Below are 23,061 nucleotides of genomic sequence, written 5' to 3' on the forward strand. Positions count from 1 at the left end.
GGTTGCTGGTGCGTTGTGGGCGGCGTTTACGCGTCGTCGCGATTAAACGGGCCGATCCGCAGCAGGTATTCGTCGTTATGTTCGCCGGCAAAATGAATGCGCGAGTCGAACAAAATGAATTCTTCCGTGGGCATGCTGCGCTGGTAGGCGAAGCTGCGGAACATGCCCCAGGAGGCTTCGTTGTCCGGGGTGATGGTGGTCTCAATGAACTGAACATCGGTGCTTTCTTCGCGCTCGATCAGTTCGGCCAGCATACGCTTGGCCAGGCCCTTGCCCCGGGCTTTTTCGTGCACGGCTACCTGCCAGACAAACAGCACATTTTGCTGCTTGGGCGGGATGTAGCCGGAAATAAAGCCGACCAGGTCACCGTCCATCTCTGCCGCCACGGAGGTGTCGGCAAAGTGGGTGCACTGCAGCAAGTTACAGTAGACGGAGTTCTCGTCCAGCGGCTTGCACTCGCTGATCAGTTTGTGAACCCGGCTGCCGTCCTGGCTTTCAGGTTTACGAAAGGTGATGTCATCCGATTTGTCGGTGGATGAATCCGTTTTTTTCGCATCGTCTGCTGACATGGTTTCACTTATGGTCCGTTTTGGAGAAAGAGTTTGCGTCCCGGCGGCTGTTCATTTCTACCGCCGGTTGCGCGCGATCAATGGCCCCCAGATCCAGCACCGGCGAGGCGTCGATATCGCCGGCATTCATCATTGCCGCAACCCGCTGCAGGGAGCTGAGAATTAAAGATTGCTCCCAATCCTCAAGGCGGTCAAAGCGTTCGATGAATTCGTCCTGGAGCGGGGTGGGGGCCTGCTCGATGATGTCCAGACCGGCGGAGGTCAGGTGGGCATAAACTCGGCGTTTATCCTGCTCGCCGCGCTTGCGTCCCAATAGATCCCGCTTTTCCAGACGGTCGAGAATGGTGGTGACGGTGGCCTGGCTCAGCGATACCTCGTTGGCCAGGTCCCCCATGGTCATCTCACCGTGCGCCGCAATCGCCTGCATGATGAGAAGCTGGGGCGATGTCAGGCCGGATACCTTGCTCAGCTTTCGTGAGTAGAGGTCCGTGGCGCGAATGATCTGTCGTAATGCGATTAGCACGTCTTCGTGTCTGGCCATTGCCGAAAATTCTCTTGATAACAAAGTAATGTGACCGAAATTAGACATGGTTTGTCTGCAATCACCTTTGAGATGTAAAGATTCTATCTCCATCAAAACAGGGCAATGGCGAGTAATCCCTTGCGATAAGTGGTAGGCTATCTTAGAGATAAAACATTTAGATGTCAAAATAAATACTGGGCGGTGACGGTGTTGTGACCGGCTATATCGTCTGCATTCCTTGCTCTGCGGGGGTTTACGACCTGCCAGGGGGGGGAAGGCTCGCAGTTTCGACAATCGCACATGTTTTGTGTCACAAAGGACTTCTCCAGTTCCGAATCCGGGGCTGTTTTTCGTCGTCGTGTTTATAGGCGTTGCCATGATGATTGATTCCTTTCTTCTCGTACTTTCCTGGCTGGATCGCACTCTGGGGGTGATTGAGCGCGTCATTATCGGTGGCTGCATTCTGGCCATGGCCCTGTTGATGAGTGGCCATGTGGTGGGGCAGACCCTGTTTGATGAAGGGATTCCCGGCACCTATGAAGTGGTGAAAATGCTGATCGTGGTACTGACCTTCGTGGGGCTGGGCTACGCGGCCCGCCACGCCCGTCACATCCGCATGTCCGCCATCTATGAACAGCTCAATGGCAAGGCCCGCAAGGGGCTGCAGATGTTGATTTGCCTGGGAACGGCGACGCTGATGTTTTATTTCGCCTGGAAATCCGGTCAGTACGTCTTTGATATTCAGGAGCGTGGCCGGGTGAGTGCGTCACTGCAGGTGCCCATGTGGCTGGTCTACCTGGCGCTGCCTGCGGGGTTCAGCATGGCTGGCATCCAGTACTTGCTGACCTTTACCCGCAATGCGGTATCCAAGGGGGTCTGGCGGTCGTTCAACGAAGAAGAAAGCTATGAAGCGGTGCCGCTGGAGGCGGCGGCTGTGGATGATCAGGATGGCCAGCGCTGATGCGTAGCCGGTTTTTTGCTATGAGTGCTGCTGAATGAGGGGGTTGTCGCTGTGTTAATCATTCTGGCTGTGATCATGCTGGTGTTGCTGATGATGGGGTACCCCATGATGGTGCCGCTGGCGGTGGGGACATTGTTCATGATGTTCACCGGGCTGACTTTCTTCGGCCCGGACCAGGCCATCACCTGGATGGTCAATGGTGTCGGTAGCTGGGTGTTGGCGGCAGTGCCCATGTTTATCTTTGCTGCGGATATTCTCACCAAGGGCCATACCGCCAACCGGTTGCTGGACCTGGTGGATGCCTTTACCCGGCATCTGCGCGGCGGTTTGCCGATCACCACCGCGGCGTCCTGTGCGGTGTTTGGCGCGGTGTCCGGTTCCACCCAGGCCACGGTGGTGGCCATGGGTGGCCCCATGCGCCCGCGCCTGCTGTCCAAGGGCTATTCCGACAGTTTTGCGCTGGCGTTAATCATCAATGCCAGTGATATCGCGCTGCTGATCCCCCCCAGTATTGGGTTTATCGTTTATGGCGTGGTGATGAAAACCTCCATCGGCGACCTCTTCCTGGCAGGTATCCTGCCGGGCCTGCTGGTGCTGCTGATGTTCTCCGTCTACTGCTGGATTGGCGCCCGGGTCAAAGGGATTGAGCCAGAGGAGCGGGCCAGCTGGGGGGTACGCTTCAAGGCCATGCGGGGGGCGATCTTGCCTCTGGGCTTCCCGATTCTGGTGGTCGGCGGTATTTATGGTGGGCTGTTCAGTGCGGTGGAAGCGTCGGCCATCGCGGTGGCGTATGCCTTGCTGCTGGAAGTGGTGATTTTCCGCAAGGTCAGCGTGAAGGACCTGGGGGGGCTGGCGTTGTCCTCCGGGATGATCACTGCGGTGGTCTTTATTCTGGTGGCCATTGGCGCGGCGTTTTCCCACACTTTGGGGACTGCCGGGATTCCCGAGAAACTGCTGGGGCCGGCCATTGAATCCATTGGCCAGAATCAGGTGGCGGCGCTGGCGCTGATCGCGGTGGCATTCTTTATTGGCTGCATGTTTGTGGACCCCATCGTGGTGATCCTGATTCTGGTGCCGATCTTCAAGCCGCTGATCGAATCCGCCAACCTGGACCCGATCCACGTGGGCGTGATCGTTACCCTGCAGGCGGCTATTGGTTCCGCCACGCCGCCGTTCGGGTGCGATATTTTTACCGCCATTGCGGTGTTCCGTCGCCCCTATCTGGATGTGATTCGGGGTACGCCGCCGTTTATCTTTATGCTGCTGATCGCCACCTTCATTCTGATTCTGTTTCCGCAGTTATCACTGTGGTTGCCGGCGTTGGGTGGGTGATCTGCGCTAGACGCTAGCAGGGTCGAGGTCCGTGTTGCGGGCAGACCGACACAAAAAAGCCCGGCCAATTGGCCGGGCTTTTTCATGTTCGGCTACCGGGGGCGTTACTGTCCCTTGGCGGCCTCGTCGAAGGCGGACAGCAGGGCATTGAGTGACTGCTCACCCCGTGCGCCCACTTCATCAATGTAGATCTGACGTACCGGTTTGGCCTTCTTGCGGAAGGCGTCACGCTGGGCCTCGGTCAGTTCAACAATGTTGATGTCGCTCTTTTCCTTGATGGTTTCCAGCCGTTCTTCGTTGTACTGGGTCTGGATATCATGGCCTTCGCGCACCAGGGTCTTGGTGATGCTGTCGATCATTTTCTGCTGGTCCGCAGACAGGCCGTCGTACCAGTCGGCGTTACCGATCAGGGTGGCTACGAACTGGGATTGCTGCGCAAAGATCATGTAGTCCTGTACTTCGTAGAACGCCATTTCCTCGTGGGCAAACACCGGCTGGATGTTGCCTTCCGCCTGGCCCTGCTGCAGCGCGCTGTACAGTTCGCCGTAGGCTATAGAGGTGGGGGAGGCGCCATAGGCCTTGTAGGTGGCCCGCAGCAGGCTGTTGTCCATCACGCGGATGCCCAGGTTTTCGATGTCATCCGGGGTGTTGATGGCCTTGTTGGTCGTCCACACCTGATAGCCTTCCGGCAATTCCGCCAGCGGTACCAGGCTGCGCTTGCGGAATGATTCCTGCCAGGCTTTGCTTTTCAGGAAGGTGTCGCTGTTCAGGCCTTGTGCGGTTACCCATTGATCGCTGGGCATGATGTAGTTCAGGTTGAGCAGCTGGCTTTCCGGTACGGTGCCGCCCAGGGCGCCGGAACCAAAGCCCAGCTGAATGGCACCGCCCTGGATCGCGTCATACAACGCGGAGTAGCTGGAGCCCCATTTGCCATAGGGGAGCAGTTGAACGTCAATCTCCCCGTCACTTTTTTCTTCCACCAGCGCTTTGAAACGTTCGGCGTAACTGTGCTGAACACTGCCTTCAATTTCCTCCAGGCCAAAACGCCAGGTGTCGGCGTTGACGGTGGTGGTCGTGGCGGCAAGAAAGCCAAAAGTAGCGGCGCAAATAAATCGATTAAGTCGCATGCCTTTACCTTGATATTGCTTGTGGGTGCCAATCACTACATTGCATCGGGGCAGGGCTGTCAAGGGAACGGCCTGCAACGCTGGCACCTCGGCAGGCTTGATGCGACCATAGGCAATGTTTCCCGGCGCGTTCCCGTCTGTGTGAGTTTTCCTGGCGGGAAATGCACAGGTAAAAGGTGATTGGGTGTATCGAGAGGGCAAGGCATTGATCAGACACATTCTGCGTACCGGTCTATTGGGCATGCTGCTGGCGCTGGCTGGCAGTCTCTGGGCAGAACAGGAGCCCGGTTCGCCTGAGCAAGTGCCGAGAGCGGAGGCCCAGAGTGAGATCGAAAAAGGGCCGGTGATTTCCCAGTTCCGGGAAAACTGGATCCTCGGTGAGCTGCGAGCCCTGCGCCAGGACATGATGGAATACCGCAACCAGATGAACCTGCTGGTCACCGACCGGGAGCTGGAAGTGGCCGACAAGGCCATGGGGTACGCCACCAACACGGTTACCTACTTTTTCTACCTGATTGCCGGTGCCGCCTCGATTCTCGCTCTGGTCGGCTGGTCCACCATTCGTGACCTGAAAGACAACGTGCGGGTATATGCGGAAAAGGAAATGGCGCGTCTGACCAGCGAGTACGAATCCCGCCTGGCGGACCTGGAGCGCGAGCTGCGCCGCAAATCCCTGTCCATCGCCGAGAACCAGGAAGAAATCGAGCGAACCAACGACATTCACAGCCTGTGGCTCAAGGCCACCAAGGAGCCCAGTGCCCAGGCCAAGATTGAGCTCTACGACCGGATTCTGGAATTGCGCCCGGATGATCCGGAAGCGCTGGCCTGGAAAGCCGATGCGGCCCTGGAGCTGGGCGAGCAGCGCTGGGCGTTGAGCCTGTGCGACCGGGTGCTGGAAGTGGACGAGGAAAACTCCCATGCCCTGTATCAGCGGGCCTGCGCCTGGTCCGGGCTGGGGGAAATCGAGAACGCCCTGACCGACCTGGCCGCCGCCATCCAGACCTCGGAAACCCTGCGCAGCCACGCCCGTAGCGAAGAAATGTTCGAGCCCCTGCGTGAGCTGGCCCGCTTCCAGGAATTGGTCGGAAGCGACGAAGATTCAGGCTTTTCCGCCTGATAGCCCCTTTCTGTTGCGGTCATAGCGAAACCTGCGCCCGTAAATGGTCAATTTGCGGGACAGTTTCTGCTAGACTTGCCCCCCTTGTATGAGCGGGCGATGACGAACGGATTACCGTTTCGTTCACCTGGGCGGCCTTATCCTGGCTGTTTTCAGTGCCCCTATGGAGAATCCCATGACTCGTGACAACGGTGCCGGTAGCACCAAACAGATGCCGGATGTGGCGTCCAACTCCATGGTGGATCATATCCACACGACCCTGGATTGGGTGGGCATGAGTGAGATCCACTTGCCAGCCCGCGTCAGCGATACCCTGGCTGGCGAGCGCCCGGTGAGCACCTCTATCCAGGCCTATGTGAACCTGGCCAATGCGGATGCCAAGGGCATTCACATGTCGCGCCTGTTCCTGATGCTGGAAGAAACCTTTGGCGACCATTCGGTCAGCGCCGGTTCCATCGAGCAACTGCTGCGTAACTTCCTGCAGACCCATGAGGGCCTTAGCACCCGCGGTTTCGTGCAGCTGGATTTCGAATATTCCATGCGCCGCGCGGCCTTGAAGAGCAGCTATTCCGGCTGGAAGAGCTACCCGGTCAGCATCAAGGGCACCCTGTGCGAAGAGGGCATGCGCATCGAGTTGTCGGTGGAAGTGCCGTACTCGTCCACCTGCCCCTGCTCGGCGGCGTTGTCCCGCCAGCTGATCCAGGAACAGTTCCGCAAGGATTTCGCCGAAGGCAAAGTGGATGCCGATGCGGTGTTTGAATGGCTGGGCACGGAAGAGGGCGTACTGGCCACTCCGCACAGCCAGCGCTCCATCGCCCAGGTGCGTGTGTTGCTGGATCACACCGAAGGGGATGCCTTCCCGATCACCGCCTTGATTGATTCCATCGAAGGCGCTCTGAAAACCCCGGTGCAGACCGCCGTGAAGCGGGTAGACGAACAGGAGTTCGCGCTACTCAATGGCCAGAACCTGATGTTCTGTGAAGACGCCGCCCGCCGGTTGAAGACCGCGCTGAACCCGCAGCCTTGCTACAAGGATTTCTGGTTGCGCGTGAATCACCTGGAAAGCCTCCACGCTCACAATGCGGTAGCGATTGTGACCAAGGAAGTGGATGGTGGTTACCTGCCGATTCCTTGATTGAGAGACGCTGCAGGCAGCACGCTGCACGCAACACGAAAGCCCTCTTCCCCTTGTCGGGAAGGGGGCTTTTTTGTATGGGCTGGTGATGGGCATGACGCCGGATGCCTGGAGCCTGACGCAATAGAGCCAATCTGGCTTCACCGCCTCTCTTTGTGGGAGCGGTGGAGCCCTTTTTCCGTTGCCCGGCTTCCGGCATTGGCGTCGAGCTGTTGGGGCTTCTTTCTTCGCTAGGCAGCGACGACATTGCACCCTCGTCCAAGTGAAATGCGAACCCGGTACGTGTATACCGTGCCGCTATCCGCTAAATTGCCTATTAAAGAAGCACCCAGAGTGCGTGCGGGAATGCGCTAACTCACTGAAAAATAATAAAAAAACGCCAGGAAGCGATTGCTATGCCCAGCTCGGAGACGCCCCGGCCCCTGAGTGGCCGGTTTTATCGTGCAGACCTTGTCACCCTTCTGAATCAGTCAGATCGGGTGCCCCTGACACTGTTGCTGGCCCCCGCCGGTGCCGGCAAATCCACCTTGCTGAATCAGTGGCAAGCCCAGCCCGGTGATCGCCATGTGGTGCTGATGGGGTTACAGCGGGCGGATGATGACCCGGTGCGCTTTCTGCGCCGCTTCGCCGAGAAAACCCGGGCCGCGGTGCCGGCGTTTGATACCTCCTGGTTTATGCCCTTCGATGTGGCCGAGCTGCCACCATCCTCTATAGCCGATTCACTGTATGACGCCCTGCAGCAGGTGACGTTGCCGCTGTTTATCGTGTTCGACGATTTTCAGCATATCCAGAGCGAAGAAACGCTCAGCGTGATTGCTACCTTGCTGGCGGACCCGCCAGAGAATGTGCACCTGATCATTGCCAGCCGCACCCAGCCACTGTTTGACGTTAGCCGGCTGCGGCTGGACGACCAGGTGCTGGAGATCAGTGCCGTGGACCTGAAAGTGCGGCGCAGTGATGTGAGCGAGCTGAATCAGCGCCTGGGCGGCGAGGCTCTGGAAGAGCAGGCCCTGGATCACCTGATGGCAATTACCGAAGGCTGGGTGGCCGGGGTGAAAATTGCCCTGCTGGCGGGGATTCGGTCGGGCATGCAAACCCTGCAGGACTTTAACGCCAGCCAGCCGGAAATCATGGATTATTTCGGGCATGCGGTACTCAAGGGGCTGCCGGACTCTGCGCGCACTTTGTTCATGCAAAGTGCCCTGTTGGACACCGTCAACGCCGAGCTTGGCGATGAAATTCTGCAAACCCGCCAGTCCGCACGGTTGATTGATGAGCTCACCAGCCGGGAGCTTTTTCTGGTGCCGGTGCCTGGCAAGCCGGCCAGCTATCGCTATCACGCCTTGCTGCGGGATTTTCTGCAGGCACGGCTGAAAATCGAGATGCCCGACTGCATTGTGCCGATTCACCGGCGGGCGACCCGTTACTTCATCAAGATCGGCAATTTCGAACAGGCTGTCTGGCATGCCTGGCGCACCGGTGATGCTGCGCTGTTCGGTAACTGCCTGGAAAAAAGTTTCGAGTTCTGGCTGCAGGAAGGGTATTCCAGCCACATTCTTGAATGGGCGGAAACTCTGGACGATGAAACCATACTGGGCCGCCTTGAACTGGCCGCGCCCCTGATCAGCACGCTGACCCTGTCACGGCGATTCTTTCGTGCCCGCTATTATCTCGACGCGCTCAAAGAGCAGGACTTTTCCGGCAGGGAGGACCGATACCATCACCGTCAGACAGTGGATTTTCTGGAACTGCATTTGCAGTTATTCCAGCACGATACCGACTTCATGGAAGGGGCTAACCTGTCGTTGTTGATGGAAAGCAGTGGCCACCGGGATATCCGTGCCTTCGCGCTGGCCATGGTGGCCTATTACCATCTGCAGCATGGCCGCCTGGAATCCGCGTTGGCCTTCTCCTCCCAGGCGCGGGACGTGTTGCTGCGCCTGGGGCAACGCTTTACTGCCGGCTATGCGGGTTTGATTACGGCCCTGGCCAATCAGCAGCTGGGGCATATTGGTGAGGCAGTGGCCTTTATTGTCGAAAACTTCAATAACACCCCCAGGGATTGCCCCACCTGGTCGCTGTGGGCCACGGGCATGGTGGTGGTGTTATACGACCAGAATCGCCTGGAAGAGGCGCAGCAGGTCTGCGAAGACCTGCTTCCCATGGTTTCGTCTGCTTCTGCCACGGAAGTGATTTCCACCGTTTATCTCACCTTGTCACGGCTGCAGCATCTGCAGGGCAAGCAGAAAAGTGCCGAGCGTATGCTGGAAAAACTGTTGGGAATTTTACAGCTGGGCAATTACGAGCGCTTTGTCAGCATGGCGGTGCTGGAGATGACGCGCCAGGCGTTGCTCACCGGCAACTGGCAGCGCCTGGATGTGGTGGTGGACCGTTTCAGGTTGGCGGAGTGGGTGCAGGAGAACCTTGAAAGTGAGGCGGCCATGTATAGCCAGAGCTGGGAGCGGCGCGGGCTGGCGGCGGTGTACTGGTTAATGGCCCACGGCCGCAATGCGGAGGCAGAAACACTGCTGCGCCGGTTGCTGGCGGTGGTGAAAGGGGCGGGTATCAAGACCCGAGCCTCCATCATTGAGGCCAACCTGCTGGTGCTCACCTCCAAAACGGCCGTCGCCTCGGAGCAGAGCCGCAAGGTGGATGCGCTGATCACCCGCTATGGTCTGCTCAATATCAATCGCTCCGTGTTCGATGAAGCGCCCGGGCTGGCGGGCTTGATGAATCGGTTGTGGTCAGCAGGGCAGCTGGTGCTACCGGATTTTTATACCGGGCTGTTTCCGGCGGTATTCAGCACCGCCCCGGCCAGTGAGCCGCTGGACGTGGACCCGGGGTCGGTGCTTACGCCCAAGGAAAGCGAAATTTTCGAGCTGCTGCAGAGCGGTATGAGCAATGCCCAGATTAGTGAATCCACCGGCGTATCCGTCACCACCACCAAGTGGCACCTGAAAAACATCTACAGCAAGCTGGGTGTCTCCAATCGTACCGAAGCCGTGCTGCGCGCCACGCCTAGATAAACACAAGCTTCGAGCTACGAGGCGCGAGGAATGCCCATTTTTTTTGAGCGCCGTGCCCGCGCACGTACGCATGATCGCGGGCACGGCTTTCGAGATGAAGCAAACCCAATCCCGCGCCTCGTAGCTCGAAGCTCATAGCTCGTAGCTGCCATTCCAAACCTTGAACCCGTTCGCGCTTTTTCGTTTTCCCCCTCCGCCCCCTCCCGGGGGAGGGGGTGGAGGGGTTGGCCCCGTTGCTAGAGTGCCGTCGTTGTCATCAGACATCCCCCGAGAATAAAAACGACGGAGGTTTATCATGGCTATGTCCCCCTGGGTTACCTGGCCAGCCCTGACCAAGTTCGGTTCACTTGGCGTAATGGGCGCCCTGCTGGTTCTTGCCGGTCAACGGGAAGATCTGCTCGAAAACAATATGTTCGACATGGAAAGCTGGGGTGAAAAAAACGCCAGCATCGTCTGCGATGAGCGCAGCCATGTGGCCCGTACCGAAGACGGTACCTGTAATATCCTGGACAATCCGGCGGAAGGCTCCGCCAATGTGAACTTCGGCCGTAACGTGGATCCGGCCTCGTCCTTTGCGGAATCGGAAAGCGGCAATCTGCTGACCCCGAACCCGCGTGAAGTCAGTAACCTGATCATGTCCCGGGGCGGCGATTTCAAGCCTGCCACCACCCTGAACTTCATCGCCACCTCCTGGATCCAGTTCATGGTTCATGACTGGTTCGATCATGGCCCGCGTACCGACGCCAACCCGATCGAATTTCCGCTGCCGCCTGGCGACGTGTTGGGTTCCGGCACCATGTCCGTGCAGCGTACCCGCCCGGACCCGAACGTTAGCGGCAATGAATCCCTGGTGACCTACGAAAACATCAACACCCACTGGTGGGATGGCTCGCAGCTGTACGGCAGCGACAAGGAAACCAACGATGAAGTGCGTTCCTTTGTGGACGGTAAGCTGAAAGTCGACAGCAATGGCCGTTTGCCCACAGATTTCCTCAGCGGCAAACCGATTACCGGTTTCAATGAAAACTGGTGGGTGGGCCTGAGCATGCTGCACCACCTGTTCACCCAGGAGCACAACGCCATTGCGGACATGCTCAAGGCAAACAACCCCGGTGCTTCCGACCAGTGGCTCTACGACCACGCCCGGCTGATCAACGCTGCCTTGATGGCCAAAATCCACACCGTGGAATGGACCCCGGCGATTCTTGCTAACCCGGTGCTCGAGCGTGCCATGTACGCCAACTGGTGGGGCCTGGGCGGTGACCGTGACAAGCGTGACAAGTATCAAGGCGACCTGGACGAGCTGAACAATAACCTGGCGGAACTGGGCGGCATCTTCAACCTGCTCGGCATCGATAACGATCTGGGGCAGGGCGATACCAGCTCCATTGAGCACGCCCTGGCTGGCCTGGTGGGCTCGCGCACCCCGAACAACTACGGCGTGCCCTACACCCTCACCGAAGAATTTGTGTCCGTGTACCGCATGCACCCGTTGCTGCGTGACGAGATCAAGGTCTACGACATCGGCTCCAACGTGGTGGACGAAGAAATTCTGCTGCAGGACACCCGTAACGGTGATGCGGAAGATCTGCTCACCGACGTGGGCCAAGATCGCCTGTGGTACTCCTTCGGTATCACCCACCCGGGTGCGCTGACACTGAACAACTACCCGGACTTCCTGCGTAACCTGTCCATGCCGTTGATTGGCGACATTGATATGGCGGCCATCGACGTGCTGCGTGACCGTGAACGTGGCGTGCCCCGTTACAACGAGTTCCGTCGCCAAATCGGCCTCAAGCCGATTACCAGCTTCGAGCAGTTGTCCAGTGATCCGCAGCTGGTGGCTGACCTGAAGGCGCTGTACAACAACGATATCGAAATGATCGATACCCTGGTGGGCCAGCTGGCAGAAGAGACGCGCCCGGAAGGCTTTGGCTTTGGTGAAACGTCTTTCCAGATCTTCATCCTCAATGCGTCACGTCGCCTGATGACCGACCGCTTCTTCACCACCGATTACACTAACGAGGTGTACACCGCTGAAGGGATCGACTGGGTGGAAGAGAACACCATGGTCGACATCATCCGTCGCCACTACCCGAACCTGGCCAGCAGCCTGGTGGGCATGGATAACGCCTTCAAGCCCTGGGGCCTGAAAATTCCCGAGGATTATCAATCCTGGTCTGCCCAGGCGAAACAGGACCACCTGTGGGTCAACGGCGCCCTGCGTACCAGCTACGAAGACGGTGAAGTGCCGGCCATCGAACCCATCGATATTGGTGGCCTGATCAACTCCGTCCTGTGGAAGAAGGTGCAGGATGTGACCGACGTGAGCCCGCCGGGCTACAGCAAGCCGATTCACCCTCGCGGTGCCCTGGCCAAGGTGCAGTTCGTGCCGACGGCAGGCCATGGCTACACCGGCCTGTTCCAGGGGGCAGATCACGGCCTGCTGAGATTGTCTGTTACCGGCGACCCATCAGACCGTGGCTTTGCACCGGGGCTGGCGCTGAAATTGATGGTGGACGGCAAGCGTTCTGAAAACGTGTCCGCGCTCTATACCCTTAGCGGGCAGGGCGATAACCACAACATCTTTGCCAACGAACTGTCCAACTATGTCCAGCCGGAAGTGAACGAAACCCTCGGCACAACGACGCTGTTCTCGCTGGTGTCCAGAAAGCCGACGCTGGTCGTCATGAGTGACATGGCCAAGGTGAACCAGGACGGTTCCCCGGTGAGCAATGCCAACACCCCGTCACAGGTTTATTTCGTGCCAAACGGTGATCTGAAGAATTCCATCAGCACCGCGCCCCACGATTTCCGTGACGACCTGACCGCCCTGAACCCCGGCACCAAGGTGTATGACGTTTACGCGACCTCCAAGTCCATCAAAACGTCCATCTTGCCCTGGGTCACCGAACGCTACGCCCGTGAACGCCGCAACAGCGCCGTTAAAGTCGGTGAGCTGGTTATGGCGTCCCCGTTCACCCTGTCCCAGTTCGGCGACACCGGCATCTTCTTCAAGCACCAACGGTACGAAGATCGCTAAGGGAGAGCGATAACCAGAGGTACACCCCTCAAGCCCGGGCGACGCAAGTCCCCCGGGCTTTTTTGTGTCTGCGCGGGCGGTCCCTGCCTCGTGCTCACCGGACGAGGGTGTCTTGCTTGTAGGATATGGCTTACAGAAAAAGCTAAACGGTTGATATAAAGTGATTTTCAGGGGAAGGGGAATTCGGGATAACTCAGGAAATAACCCGCTGCTTCGAGTTTTGTCAGGTGAGAAAGGTTATCAACTTTTCTCCATCCTATTGTATTGACTGGATCTTCTGGCGGAGGCGGGCGGTGGTTGATAAGAATTATGTCGAAAAAAGATATGTCGAACGGTTCGACTGAATACGCTGTTAGGTGCAATAAGATCAGGAGCAGCTGATGAAGGGTGTGTTTTTTCTTCTTTTGCCAGTTTTTCTTCTTCAAGGCTGTGTGTCGACAAAGACCATTAATGTCATGAGTGAAGAAAAATTAACGGGGCCTAAGGTTATAGCCATGAGTGGTTCTCGAAGTGCATGGGTGTATGAAATTGAAAAGCGATTAAAGAGTAGTGGATTTCAAATTAAGCGGATGGTTAGTCAAAACTCGTCTGTAGAAAAAGTTAGCGATACGAAAACTGATATATACAAAGAGGCTTCATCCCAATATGTTTTGCTCATAGATGGTTATGCTCCAAATAATTCAATGGAGCGCTGTTTCGGTGGTGGTTATCGCTTTGACTATATCAATGCTGAGCTAATTGATCTTGAAAAGAACGAAACAATTTTCCATTACTCGAATTCAGGCTATTCCGAGAATTGCCCTCCAATGTCAGGCACAATTTTTGGCGATATAGCAAATCTTGCAGAATCGGCATGGCAGTAGCACATAACAATGCCATGCATGCGACAAGCGCATGCATGGCGGGGGTTAGCCTTTGTAGTTCCCCCGCTTTAGTGGACACCGTCTCCTAATCAAAGAACCTGCCCAGCCTCACCGACAAACCCACAACAAAAAACGCCCACCTTCCGGTGGGCGTTTTGCGTGCTGCGTGTCCTAATCAGAACCGGCCGTTCAGGCCCAGCCCCAGATTAGTGATTTCGTCACCACTACGATCGACAACCCGCATGTATTCCAGGTTGATGAACAGGGTTTTGGTGATGGTGAAGTCCACGCCCAGGCCCAGTGACAGGTCTTTGTAGTTTTCCCCGTCGGAGCCGCCGAAGGCGCTTTTCTCGGTGGTTTCCACATAGGTGGCACCGATCAGGCCGTAGGGGCGTACGGGCATGGTGTTGGGGAATTGGCCGCGGAAGTAGGCGCCGTAGTAACGGTCGATTTCCAGGTCCACGTTGTTGCTGAGTTTATCGTCATCGACGCCCAGGCCCAGGCGGACTTCGCCGCCGAGGGTTTCGTCGCGGTTGATCCAGCTACCGAATTTGAATTGCAGCGCTTTGGGGTCGGCGCTGGAGGTGGTGTTATCCGGCTCGATGTCGCTGCTGATGATATCGATACCGGCAAAACCGCCGGCGTTGGCGAAAAGGGGCATTGCCAAAGCAGCGGCAAACAATACTTTTTTCATGGGTTCTCCCACTGGGTGTTAAGTCTCGACGCAATAATAGAGTGATTGTAGTGAAAAGTGGGGGCGACGGCGACCGGGAGTGTTACCGGGGAGGCAGGGCGGGGGCGAAAGTGGCAGGGGCGCCTGCAGGGGATGGCAAAAGCATCGCCTGCAGGCAGCCTCCTGCGGTTAGCTGTGAGGTTGCGGTTGGGGGTTAGTGGTCGTGATCATGATCATGTTCGTCGTGGTCATGGTCCCCGTCTTCTGCGTGTTCTTCGTGTGCACCGGCGAGGCCGGCCCAGGCCAGTGCGCCGGGGGTGAAGTTGAGGGACAGCGGGGTTTCTATGCTGCCTTCCTCCAAATGCACGACAACGATGGACTGGTTGCCGGCATCGGACAGGAAGGCATGGGCGGGTTCGCCGGCCACGGTCATGGCGACACGGCTGCCGTGACCACTGGCCGGAGGCGCGGCGGTTGCCGGATCAATGGCGTTTTCCACGTGGGCATGTTCGCTCCAGTCGGCGGTGTCGAAAATGCGCAGGTCGCCGGCGTCATCCAGTAGCACCAGGTGCTCGCCATGGGGGTCCAGGCTGTGGCTGTCCAGAGAGACGGCAGCGCCTTCTTTCCAGTCCAGTTCCTGCACGTCGCCATCATCCGGGTGGATGATCAGGATGCGATCACCAGCATAGCCAACGAAGTGTGGCATTTCGTGGTGGCTGTCGAAGCTGCCTACTCGCTCACTGCCGGTCAGTCCCAGGGCGGCGTTGTTCACGTGCTGGGCGGTGAAGTTTTCTCCGTCCTGGTGAACGATGAGCACGCCGTCGCTGCAACCGAACACGGAGTAATCTTCATTGGACCCGGCGCCATGAAGACCTGGGCAGTCCAGGCTGACGGTGCCTTCCTGGTGGTAGTGATCGTTGTGTTGATGATAGATGTCGACTTTTTCCGGCAGGCCGCTGGCGGCGGTGCGGAAGGTGGCGAGCAGTACGTCGCCACGGGGTTCGGCGACACCGTGATGGGCGCTGGCCAGGGTCTGGCTGGCGACGCTGCTGGCAGTTTCCAGTGAATCATCGGTGAGAAGCTCAACCTCGGCCATGATGGCATTGCCGGCGTCACCATCATAGAACAGGGCTGCTTGCTCGCCATGGACGCGGTAGTGGGTGGGGGCCGGGCCGTTCAGGGTGCCAGTGAGGGACGGGCTGACTTCGTCCACGTGGTCGTCGTGTTGATAGAGCCCGCCATCGATGATCTGTACTTGGTTGGCGTCCCGTTGCGGGGCGAGCACGAAGCGCTTGCCTGGGCTGGTGTAGAGCGCACTGGGAGCATTATCCAGAGCCAGGTTGCCGGGCAGCAGGGCGCTCTCTTCCAGGTCATAGACGTAGAGCTGGTCGCCGGCGTCATCCCGTGAGGCGATAACCAGGCGGCCGGGGTGGGCTTCGTGGGCATGGTCGTGTTCGTCTTCTGCGCTTCCCAGAGAACTGGTGCCGGTTTCGTTACAACCGGCCATGGTGAAGGCGGCAAGCAGAGACAGGGGCAGGGCTGCGTTTTGTTTCAGGTTTTTCATCATGCGTTGCATGGTGTTCTCCATATTCGTGTTGTTGTGCCCGGCGGAGTAAAGGCGCCGGTACAAATGCCGTTAACGTTGCGGCTTATCAAAATTCAATGCGGGTACCCACGGTGACATTGCGACCTGGCTCCGGCACGGTGCTGGCGAGGAAGGAAGAGTGGTTGAATACCTCTTCGCCCAGCAGGTTGTTACCGCGCACATAGAAGGTGTAGCGCTGGTCGCCACGTAGCCGGTAGCTGAGGGTCGCGTTGACCATGTCGTAGGACGGGGTGGTTTCCTCAAAGCCTGAGATCTGGTCCTGGGCGAAGCTGCGGTAGAACTCCAGTTCGCCGTCGAAGTTGCCCAGGTAGCTGTTGAGGCGAGTGCCCAGCCGCTTGGCGGGAATGCGGGGCAGATAGCCGCCATCATCGAAGGTGGCGCGCACCGTATCACCAAAGACCGTGATGCCCACCGGGTCGATACCGTAGTAGCTCACCGAGGCTTCGGCACCGGTGAAGGTGGCGTCACGCTGGCTGTACTTGATCAGACGGAAGTCTTCGATCTGGTCGAGGGTGCGGGCATAGATGTAATTGTTGATGCGGTTTTCGAAAATGCCCAGATCAAACAACCAGTCGCCCTGGGTCTTGCGCAGGTTCAGGTTGGCGTTGAGGCTGACTTCGTCATCCAGATCGCGCTGCCCACCACCGCAGTCGCTGAGCAAGCCGCATTCGTAGGTATTGGTGGCCAGGTGGACGCCTTCTGCATAGAGCTCCTGGGCGCTGGGTGCGCGGCCAGAGTGGCCCACGGACAGCACCAGTTCATAACCTGGCACAAAGGCCCAGTTGGCCGCGCCCGAGAAAGACGCGTTGTCGGCGGTGACTTTGGCAAGCGGCTGGCCGTTGCGATCGTCCGGCGTCTGCGTCAGGTGCTCCTGGCGGGCGCCCAGTTCGAAGGACCATTGCTCGTTGAGGACATATTCTTCTACCGCAAAGACGGCAATGGATTCGGTTTCTGTCTTCGGGACGAAGGCTTCGCCACCCAATGAGCTGAAGTCGAACTGGGTGTACTGCAGGCCCACCACGCCGCGCCAGTTACCCAGCGGTTTGTGTTCCACTTCCAGCCGCGCATCGCCGCCCTTGTTGGTGAAGGTGCTGCCGATGGCGCCTTCCTCAATCTCGTGGTGGCGATAATCGGTGTGATTGCCACGGAAGCGAATGGCGGTGACCCCGGCGAACGGTTCGCGGTATTCGCCGCGGGCATCTACCCGGCGGCTGGCCAGGTCCACATAGGGGACGATCTCGCCATGGTCGTGGTCGTGATTATGGCCGCCGGTGGGGCAATTCAGGCTGGTGCCGCTGGACTGGCACTCCTCGAATTCGTGGCTGTGACCGGGCAGGCCATAGTTGTCGCGACGATAACTGTAGGCCATGCCGAAGTAGCCCTGATCACCGATCCAGGAGGCGCCAATGCTGCCGTTGTCGCTTTCCGCATAGGTGCCGGGCACGGTGAGTTCTTCGAAGCCATTCACTTCGTAGTCGTCTGCATCACGGCGGCTGCCTTCCACCCGGAACACCAGATGGTCGGTGGCCGAGAAGGTGAGGCCGGCGGCAGTGGCGTTCTCATCGGCCACGGTGTTGGCCCGGGCTGCCACGAAACCTTCCACCTCTTCGCGGGGGCGCTGGGTGGGGATGCGGGTGTCGAGCACGTTGACAACACCGCCGCTGGCACCGCTGCCATAGAGCAGGGTGGACGGGCCGCGCAGGACTTCGATCTGACGCGCCAGCAGGGGGTCCACTGTGACCGCATGATCCGGGGAAATACTGGAGGCATCCAGGACCTGGGAGCCATCGTTAAGCACCCCCACACGAGGACCGCCCTGGCCGCGAATGACTGGCCGGCTGGCGCCGCCACCAAAGGTGTCACTGTGGACACCGGGTTGGTCTTTCAGGGTTTCCCCAAGGGTGTTCTGGCTCTTCTGGGTGAGGGTTTGCTGATCCATCACCGAATAGGGCGTGCTGGGGCTGTCACTGCCCAGCGGCAGGGCGGACACGTCCACTTGTTTTAGCTCGTGAGCCTGGTCTGCGGCTGCGCTGTTGTTTTCAGCGTCGGCCAATACTGCCGTGGGCGCCAACAGGGCCACGGCGACGCACCCGGTCAGGGTCTGGCGTCGAAATATCATAACTACCTCTGTCTCTAGCGTTCATGCAGGGCATGAATGAGGGCACGAGTAAAAGGGCGCAGCCGAAAAGAAAGCGGCTGGCCGGACTCGTGCCGGAAACACGTTTGTTGCTGATCGCAGGCAGGCGCAGCAGGCCCGGCTCTCATGGAGAGGGGGCAAAAGGCGATGCGCCAGTATGATCAGGGATCAGTAACGGGAGTCAGGCAGAGACAGGGGGGCCGCGGGGCGGGTAGGGATTGCGCTTGCTGCGGAGCACCACGGTGGTGGCGGGCGCGAGCGGAACGGGTTCGGTGCGTTTTGTGACCGGCGTACTGTAATCGCTGGGCAGTGCCAGCATGCCATGGCCGTGGGTACACACCTGGCAATCAGCGGAAGCCAGCAGCTCCTTGGCGGGGCTGTGTTGGCCTGCGTCGATGTGGGCCGGGGCGTGCCATGCCAGCAGCAGCTGGGCACAGAACAGGCCGAGTACCAGAGACAGTGACAGGCCGCGATGGTAGCGGTTCAGCATGGCGGGGATCATGGTGATGTCCCCCCGCTGTGTTCACCGCATGACGGTGTGCATTGGTGCTGTTCCGGGTCGGGTTCGGTGCCGGGCACATAGTCAAAACCGCCCGGGTGCCAGGGGTGACACTTGCACAGTCGCTTCGCCGCCAGTGCGCTGCCGCGCAGGCTGCCATGGGCAACTACCGCCTGCCGGGCGTATTCCGAGCAGGTGGGGTAGAAGCGGCATTGATTGCCTATCCAGGGGCTCAGCACCTTCTGGTACAGCCAGATGGCGCCAAGCAGAAGCGATTTCACGTGACCCGTTCTGCCTGTCGCAAGTTGTAAAAAATGCATGATATAGCCATCGCGTGGGGAGATACCAGTGCTGTTCCATGGTCCTAACAGCCACCGTGATAAGAAAGTGTTGCGATTTCATGATGATGCAACGCTAAAGCAGCCTCAGGGCAACAAGGAGAGACCATGAGCAAAGTGACAGGATGGACCCGCCCGGTACGCGTATCAGCATTGGCCGTGACCTTGATGTTATCCGCCGGTTCCATGGCGGCAGACTGGGAAACCGTGAATGAAGGCAAGGCCCGCACGGACATCAATACCTACGAGAAAGCCATGAAAGACAGCCCGGTGAAAGCGTTCCGGGGTGTCACCGAAGTGCAGGCCCCGGTACTGAGTGTACTGGCGGTGATGGCGGATAGCAGTGCCTGCGCGGACTGGTTGTATCAGTGCCAGTCACTGGAGTTACGCGATAACGACCAGGCCTATATCCGTTTCAAGGGCATCTGGCCGGCCAAGGATCGTGATGCCCTGATCCAAACCCAGACCACCCAGAATGAGGAAACCGGTGCCATTACCCTGGCCTCCCATGCCGTGGATGGCGAGCCAGAGCACGAGGGTTATGTGCGGGTTGCGGCGCTGGAAGATCAGTTTGTGCTGACGCCGCTGGATAACGGTTGGACACGCATCGAATTCGAAACCTTTATTGATCCGGGCGGCAATGTGTCTTCGGTGGCTAACGTGATTTCCCACAAGGCGCCCCAGGAAACCCTGCAGGGGCTACGTGAGATGGCCAGCAACGAGACCTACCAGAATGCCAAGCTGGACCAGGCCCTGAAGCGTTACCCGGAATTGAAAGGCATGGATCTGCCGCAGAGCCATCAGCCAGATTAGCAATCGCCATCAGCCATCTGGCTGAATGAGAGCGGTCACTGCGGGAATGAGCCCGCAGTGGGCGCCGGCAATTGGGGCCAATTCCCCGGGGGTGCTTGTTTCCCCGCCTCCTGGCCGCATACTGCGGCCAGAGTTTTTGTTGTGAATCGCTGTTGAAAATACGAGTAAGGAGAAAACCTTTGCGAGCAATGTTTGTGGCGCTGTTGTTGGCCCCTCTGGTGCTGGTGAATCCGGCCTGGGCGGCAAACTGGAAAACCAATCATGAGGGTGAGGCCCGGGGCGATGTGACCACGTATGTGCGCGATGTTTCCAATAGCCCGGTAAAAGCCTTCAAGGGCATTGTCGAAGTGAAGGCATCCGCCACCTCGGTGTTGGCGGTGATTACCGCCGTGGACACCTTCCCGGAGTGGATCTTCCAGAACCAGGGCGCCAAGCGGCTGTCGGTGGAAGGCCGTGAAGAAATTCACATGCGCTTTCACGGTATCTGGCCGGTGTCGGATCGGGATGTGGTGCTGGCCAATACGCTGAGCCAGAACCAGGACACCGGCTCAATCACCCTGCACAGCGTGAATGCCGAAGGCGTGCTGGGAAAGCAGGATGGCTTCGTACGTATTCCCGCGCTGGATAACCAGTTCATCATTACTCCCATGGACGATGGTTGGGTGCGGGTGCAGTTTGAAACCTTCGTGGATCCGGGCGGCAGCGTGCCGGTGTGGCTGGCGAATCTGGTGGCGACCAAGGCGCCACTGGAAACCCTGCAGGGGTTGACGGTCCAGCTGGAAAAGCCGCGCTTTGCCAATGCCACCCGGAAAGATTTGCCGCCACTGCCGGGGATGGACAAACTGTCACTGGAAGACTGATTCCCCCGGTATATGCCCGGGGGCGTTCATAAGCGTGGCGCACCCGGGTAATCCGCCCGGGCAAGGATGCGAGGGCGAGCCATGGTGCTGGCACGGTTTCAGCAATGGTATACCCAGTTACGTTCCAGCATGTGGTTGTTGCCGGCCTGCTTTCTGGTCGGGGCGTCGCTGCTGGCCTTTATCCTGACGGCCATCCCCGGTGAGCTTCCGGATGCCAAGAAACACTGGTGGGCCTACCTGCTGGCGGTGAATCCGGAAGGCGCCAGCGCGGTGTTGACCACCATCGCCGGCTCCATGATTACCGTGGCCGGCGTGACCTTTTCCATTACCATGCTGGTGCTGGCCCAGGCGGCCAGCCAGTATTCTCCCCGCCTGTTACGCGATTACATGGCCGATCGCATCAATCAATTGACGCTGGCCGTGATTGTCGGTGTGTTCGCCTACTGTTTGCTGGTGCTGCGCAGCCTGCCTGCGGATTCGCTGTTGTTGGGGCATGGCCTTGCCGTGATGGTGGCGTTGCTGGGGGCTTTCGTGGGCCTGGCGCTGCTGATCTATTTTATTCACCACATTGCCAGTTCGATCCAGGTATCCCAAGTGGTGGCGAAAATCACCGAAGACACCCAGGCCGCCATCGCCCAGCGTTACGACCAGGCGTTCGGGCGGGTCGCCGAGAACCCGGCGGCGTTGCGGGCCGAGGCGGTGATGCCGGAGACGGATGGCGACGCTTCAGGCCATAAACCGGCAGGCCACACGCTGGCGGCCCCGCTCACCGGGTTTGTGCAGCAGGTGTACCTGAACGGCCTGGTCAAGGAAGCCGATGCCCAGGGGCAGGTGGTTACCATGCGTGTGGCGGTGGGCGAGTTTGTGGTCCAGGGGCAGCCATTGCTGTACCTGCATGGGCCGGGCTGGGACGAAGAGCGCTGTGCGGCCTTGTTGCGTTGCTATGTGATCAACCGCCATCGCACCATCGAGCAAGACCCGGCTTTCGGTATTCGGCAGCTGGTGGATATCGCCATCAAGGCGCTGTCGCCGGGGATTAACGATTCCACCACCGCTGAGCAGTGTGTGTTGTATCTGGGCGCGGTGATTGCTGACCTTTCCGGCCGGCATATGCCGGAACCGTTTCGGCGGGTGAACGGGCAGCTGCGGCTGCAGTGCCAGCAGCGGGATTTTGCCGATTATGTGGACGCCGCATTTGCGCAGATCGCCCGCAATGCCCGGGGCAATCTGGCGGTGCTGGCCACGCTGGGGAGTTCGCTGGCGATGCTGGAACGTACCGTGCCGGCAGAGCGGCTGGGGCCGATACAGCAGCAGCGACGCCACTGGGCCGTGCAGGTGCGCGACAGCCTGTCACGGGAGGACCGGCTGACCCTGAAGATGTGAAAGGGGCGGGCTCAATAGGTCGGCTTGAGTGCGCGCCATATTCATGGGATGATTTCCTTAAATTCATAGGATGACCACATGAATAAAGCAAAATTACCCCGTCTTTCTCTGGTGGACAGCGCCGTGGCTGAGTTGCGCAGCGCCGTGGCGCGCGGTGAATGGCCGGTGGGTGAGCGTATCCCCACCGAGCCCCGGCTTAGCGAGCAATTCGGTGTGGGCCGCAACACGGTGCGTGAAGCCGTGCGGGTACTGGTCCATGCGGGGCTGCTGGAAACCCGGCAGGGCGACGGCACCTATGTGCGTGCCCGGCTGGACCCCGCCGAAGCATTACGGCGGGTGGAGCGCAGCACCCTGCGCGACCAACTGGAAATGCGGGTGGCGCTGGAGGCAGAAGCCGCCCGGCTGGCGGCCCAGCGCTGTGATGGTGCGGATCTGGACGCCATGCGTACGGCGCTGGCAGCTCGCGGCGCGGCGGGGCAGAACCTGCCCCTGCGCATTCAGCATGACCGTGATTTTCACCAGGCGATGATTGCGGCGGCCCACAATCGCGCGCTGGCGGAACTGTACCGTTATTTCAGTGAAGCGGTGTCTCGCACCATTGCGCGCACGGAATACGATGACTCCCTGCCGGAGCCCGGCCAGCAAGACCATGAAACCCTGCTGGCGGCCCTGGAGCGGGGCGATGCGGATGCCGCCGAGCGTCAGGTTCGGGCCATGCTGGCCCCTGCGCTGGCGGCGTTGGAGGAGAGTTGATGATGGGCCTGCTGCGCCGGCTGGATGGGTTCACGCTGCTATTGTTGATGGTGATCGTCGCCGCCACGGTGTGGCCGGCTGGTGGTGGTTTGGCGGAGGGGTTGTCGCAGCTGTCCACGCTGGCGGTGGCGGTGCTGTTCTTTGTGCATGGGGCAGCGCTGTCCCGTAAACAGGTGCTGGCCGGGGGGCTGCATTTGTTTATTTCGGGTAAGCGGATTAAATGGTTGATCTTACCTTTGCATGAGAGTGAGACAGACCGGCATCTCATCGGATTATCTGGTTGATGCTTCACCTACTGCTGGT

20 protein-coding genes are annotated in these 23,061 nt (G+C 59.0%); 12 read left to right on the forward strand and 8 right to left on the reverse strand.

The annotated features are described in order from the left end of the window. Nucleotides 1–26 precede the first annotated feature (26 nt). Nucleotides 27–569 (reverse strand): diaminobutyrate acetyltransferase, encoded by a 543-nt coding sequence (ectA, locus tag COA55_RS11945; protein WP_063519883.1) that lies wholly within the window; start codon nt 567–569, stop codon nt 27–29. A gap of 4 nt (nt 570–573) precedes the next feature. Beyond that, nucleotides 574–1,110 carry a MarR family transcriptional regulator gene (locus COA55_RS11950; protein ID WP_290502357.1) on the reverse strand — a complete coding sequence of 179 codons (537 nt, stop codon included), beginning with the start codon at nt 1,108–1,110 and terminating at the stop codon, nt 574–576. 358 nt (nt 1,111–1,468) lie between these two features. Between COA55_RS11950 and COA55_RS11955 the strand changes: the two genes are divergently transcribed. Beyond that, nucleotides 1,469–2,053, forward strand: a complete 585-nt coding sequence (locus tag COA55_RS11955; RefSeq protein WP_063519881.1) for a TRAP transporter small permease — start codon at nt 1,469–1,471, stop codon at nt 2,051–2,053. A 51-nt stretch (nt 2,054–2,104) separates the two neighbouring features. Then, a complete protein-coding gene (locus tag COA55_RS11960) occupies nt 2,105–3,385 on the forward strand; it encodes a TRAP transporter large permease (RefSeq protein WP_290502358.1) in 1,281 nt (426 codons plus the stop codon). Between the two features lie 104 nt (nt 3,386–3,489). On the opposite strand, the gene dctP is transcribed toward COA55_RS11960, so the two are convergent. Beyond that, a complete protein-coding gene (gene dctP, locus COA55_RS11965; protein ID WP_290502359.1) occupies nt 3,490–4,512 on the reverse strand; it encodes a TRAP transporter substrate-binding protein DctP in 1,023 nt (340 codons plus the stop codon). A 205-nt stretch (nt 4,513–4,717) separates the two neighbouring features. On the opposite strand from dctP, the gene COA55_RS11970 reads away from it, so the two are divergent. From COA55_RS11970 to COA55_RS11990, 5 genes are all read left to right on the forward strand, one after another. After that, a complete protein-coding gene (locus tag COA55_RS11970; protein WP_290502360.1) occupies nt 4,718–5,629 on the forward strand; it encodes a hypothetical protein in 912 nt (303 codons plus the stop codon). A 175-nt stretch (nt 5,630–5,804) separates the two neighbouring features. After that, entirely contained in the window at nt 5,805–6,764 is a 960-nt protein-coding gene (folE2, locus tag COA55_RS11975; RefSeq protein WP_231884077.1) for a GTP cyclohydrolase FolE2, read from the forward strand. Between the two features lie 395 nt (nt 6,765–7,159). Next, the gene (locus COA55_RS11980) at nt 7,160–9,790 is read left to right on the forward strand and encodes a LuxR C-terminal-related transcriptional regulator (RefSeq protein ID WP_290502361.1); all 2,631 of its coding nucleotides are present in this window, start codon (nt 7,160–7,162) and stop codon (nt 9,788–9,790) included. Nucleotides 9,791–10,085: 295 nt separating this feature from the next. After that, complete coding sequence (locus COA55_RS11985; RefSeq protein WP_290502362.1) at nt 10,086–12,833, forward strand: peroxidase family protein; 2,748 nt, start codon at nt 10,086–10,088, stop codon at nt 12,831–12,833. A 380-nt stretch (nt 12,834–13,213) separates the two neighbouring features. After that, nucleotides 13,214–13,696: a hypothetical protein gene (locus COA55_RS11990; RefSeq protein ID WP_290502363.1), complete on the forward strand. Its 483-nt coding sequence runs from the start codon at nt 13,214–13,216 to the stop codon at nt 13,694–13,696. A 175-nt stretch (nt 13,697–13,871) separates the two neighbouring features. Here COA55_RS11990 and COA55_RS11995 read toward each other — a convergent pair whose 3' ends face one another. From COA55_RS11995 to yidD, 5 genes are all read right to left on the reverse strand, one after another. Then, the gene (locus COA55_RS11995) at nt 13,872–14,390 is read right to left on the reverse strand and encodes an outer membrane beta-barrel protein (protein ID WP_290502364.1); all 519 of its coding nucleotides are present in this window, start codon (nt 14,388–14,390) and stop codon (nt 13,872–13,874) included. A gap of 193 nt (nt 14,391–14,583) precedes the next feature. After that, the gene (locus COA55_RS12000; RefSeq protein ID WP_290502365.1) at nt 14,584–15,945 is read right to left on the reverse strand and encodes a hypothetical protein; all 1,362 of its coding nucleotides are present in this window, start codon (nt 15,943–15,945) and stop codon (nt 14,584–14,586) included. Between the two features lie 76 nt (nt 15,946–16,021). Continuing rightward, the gene (locus COA55_RS12005; protein WP_290502366.1) at nt 16,022–18,094 is read right to left on the reverse strand and encodes a TonB-dependent receptor; all 2,073 of its coding nucleotides are present in this window, start codon (nt 18,092–18,094) and stop codon (nt 16,022–16,024) included. A 199-nt stretch (nt 18,095–18,293) separates the two neighbouring features. After that, complete coding sequence (locus COA55_RS12010) at nt 18,294–18,614, reverse strand: DUF2946 family protein (protein ID WP_156497029.1); 321 nt, start codon at nt 18,612–18,614, stop codon at nt 18,294–18,296. Further along, nucleotides 18,611–18,892: a membrane protein insertion efficiency factor YidD gene (yidD, locus tag COA55_RS12015; RefSeq protein WP_082872241.1), complete on the reverse strand. Its 282-nt coding sequence runs from the start codon at nt 18,890–18,892 to the stop codon at nt 18,611–18,613. The genes COA55_RS12010 and yidD overlap by 4 nt, the downstream gene beginning before the upstream one ends. Before the next feature lie 165 nt (nt 18,893–19,057). Here yidD and COA55_RS12020 point away from each other — a divergent pair, with 165 nt between their 5' ends. The 5 genes from COA55_RS12020 to COA55_RS12040 all read left to right on the forward strand — a co-directional run bounded on the left by COA55_RS12020 (nt 19,058) and on the right by COA55_RS12040 (nt 23,042). Then, a complete protein-coding gene (locus COA55_RS12020) occupies nt 19,058–19,762 on the forward strand; it encodes an START domain-containing protein (RefSeq protein WP_290502367.1) in 705 nt (234 codons plus the stop codon). 188 nt (nt 19,763–19,950) lie between these two features. Continuing rightward, nucleotides 19,951–20,622, forward strand: a complete 672-nt coding sequence (locus tag COA55_RS12025; protein WP_290502373.1) for an START domain-containing protein — start codon at nt 19,951–19,953, stop codon at nt 20,620–20,622. An 81-nt stretch (nt 20,623–20,703) separates the two neighbouring features. Next, complete coding sequence (locus tag COA55_RS12030; protein WP_290502368.1) at nt 20,704–22,005, forward strand: DUF2254 domain-containing protein; 1,302 nt, start codon at nt 20,704–20,706, stop codon at nt 22,003–22,005. A 78-nt stretch (nt 22,006–22,083) separates the two neighbouring features. After that, complete coding sequence (locus COA55_RS12035) at nt 22,084–22,758, forward strand: FCD domain-containing protein (RefSeq protein WP_290502369.1); 675 nt, start codon at nt 22,084–22,086, stop codon at nt 22,756–22,758. After that, nucleotides 22,758–23,042 carry a bile acid:sodium symporter gene (locus tag COA55_RS12040; protein ID WP_290502370.1) on the forward strand — a complete coding sequence of 95 codons (285 nt, stop codon included), beginning with the start codon at nt 22,758–22,760 and terminating at the stop codon, nt 23,040–23,042. Before COA55_RS12035 ends, COA55_RS12040 begins: the two co-directional genes overlap by 1 nt. Nucleotides 23,043–23,061: the final 19 nt, after the last annotated feature.

This window comes from Alcanivorax sp. (assembly GCF_002733835.1).
Classification (GTDB): domain Bacteria; phylum Pseudomonadota; class Gammaproteobacteria; order Pseudomonadales; family Alcanivoracaceae; genus Alcanivorax.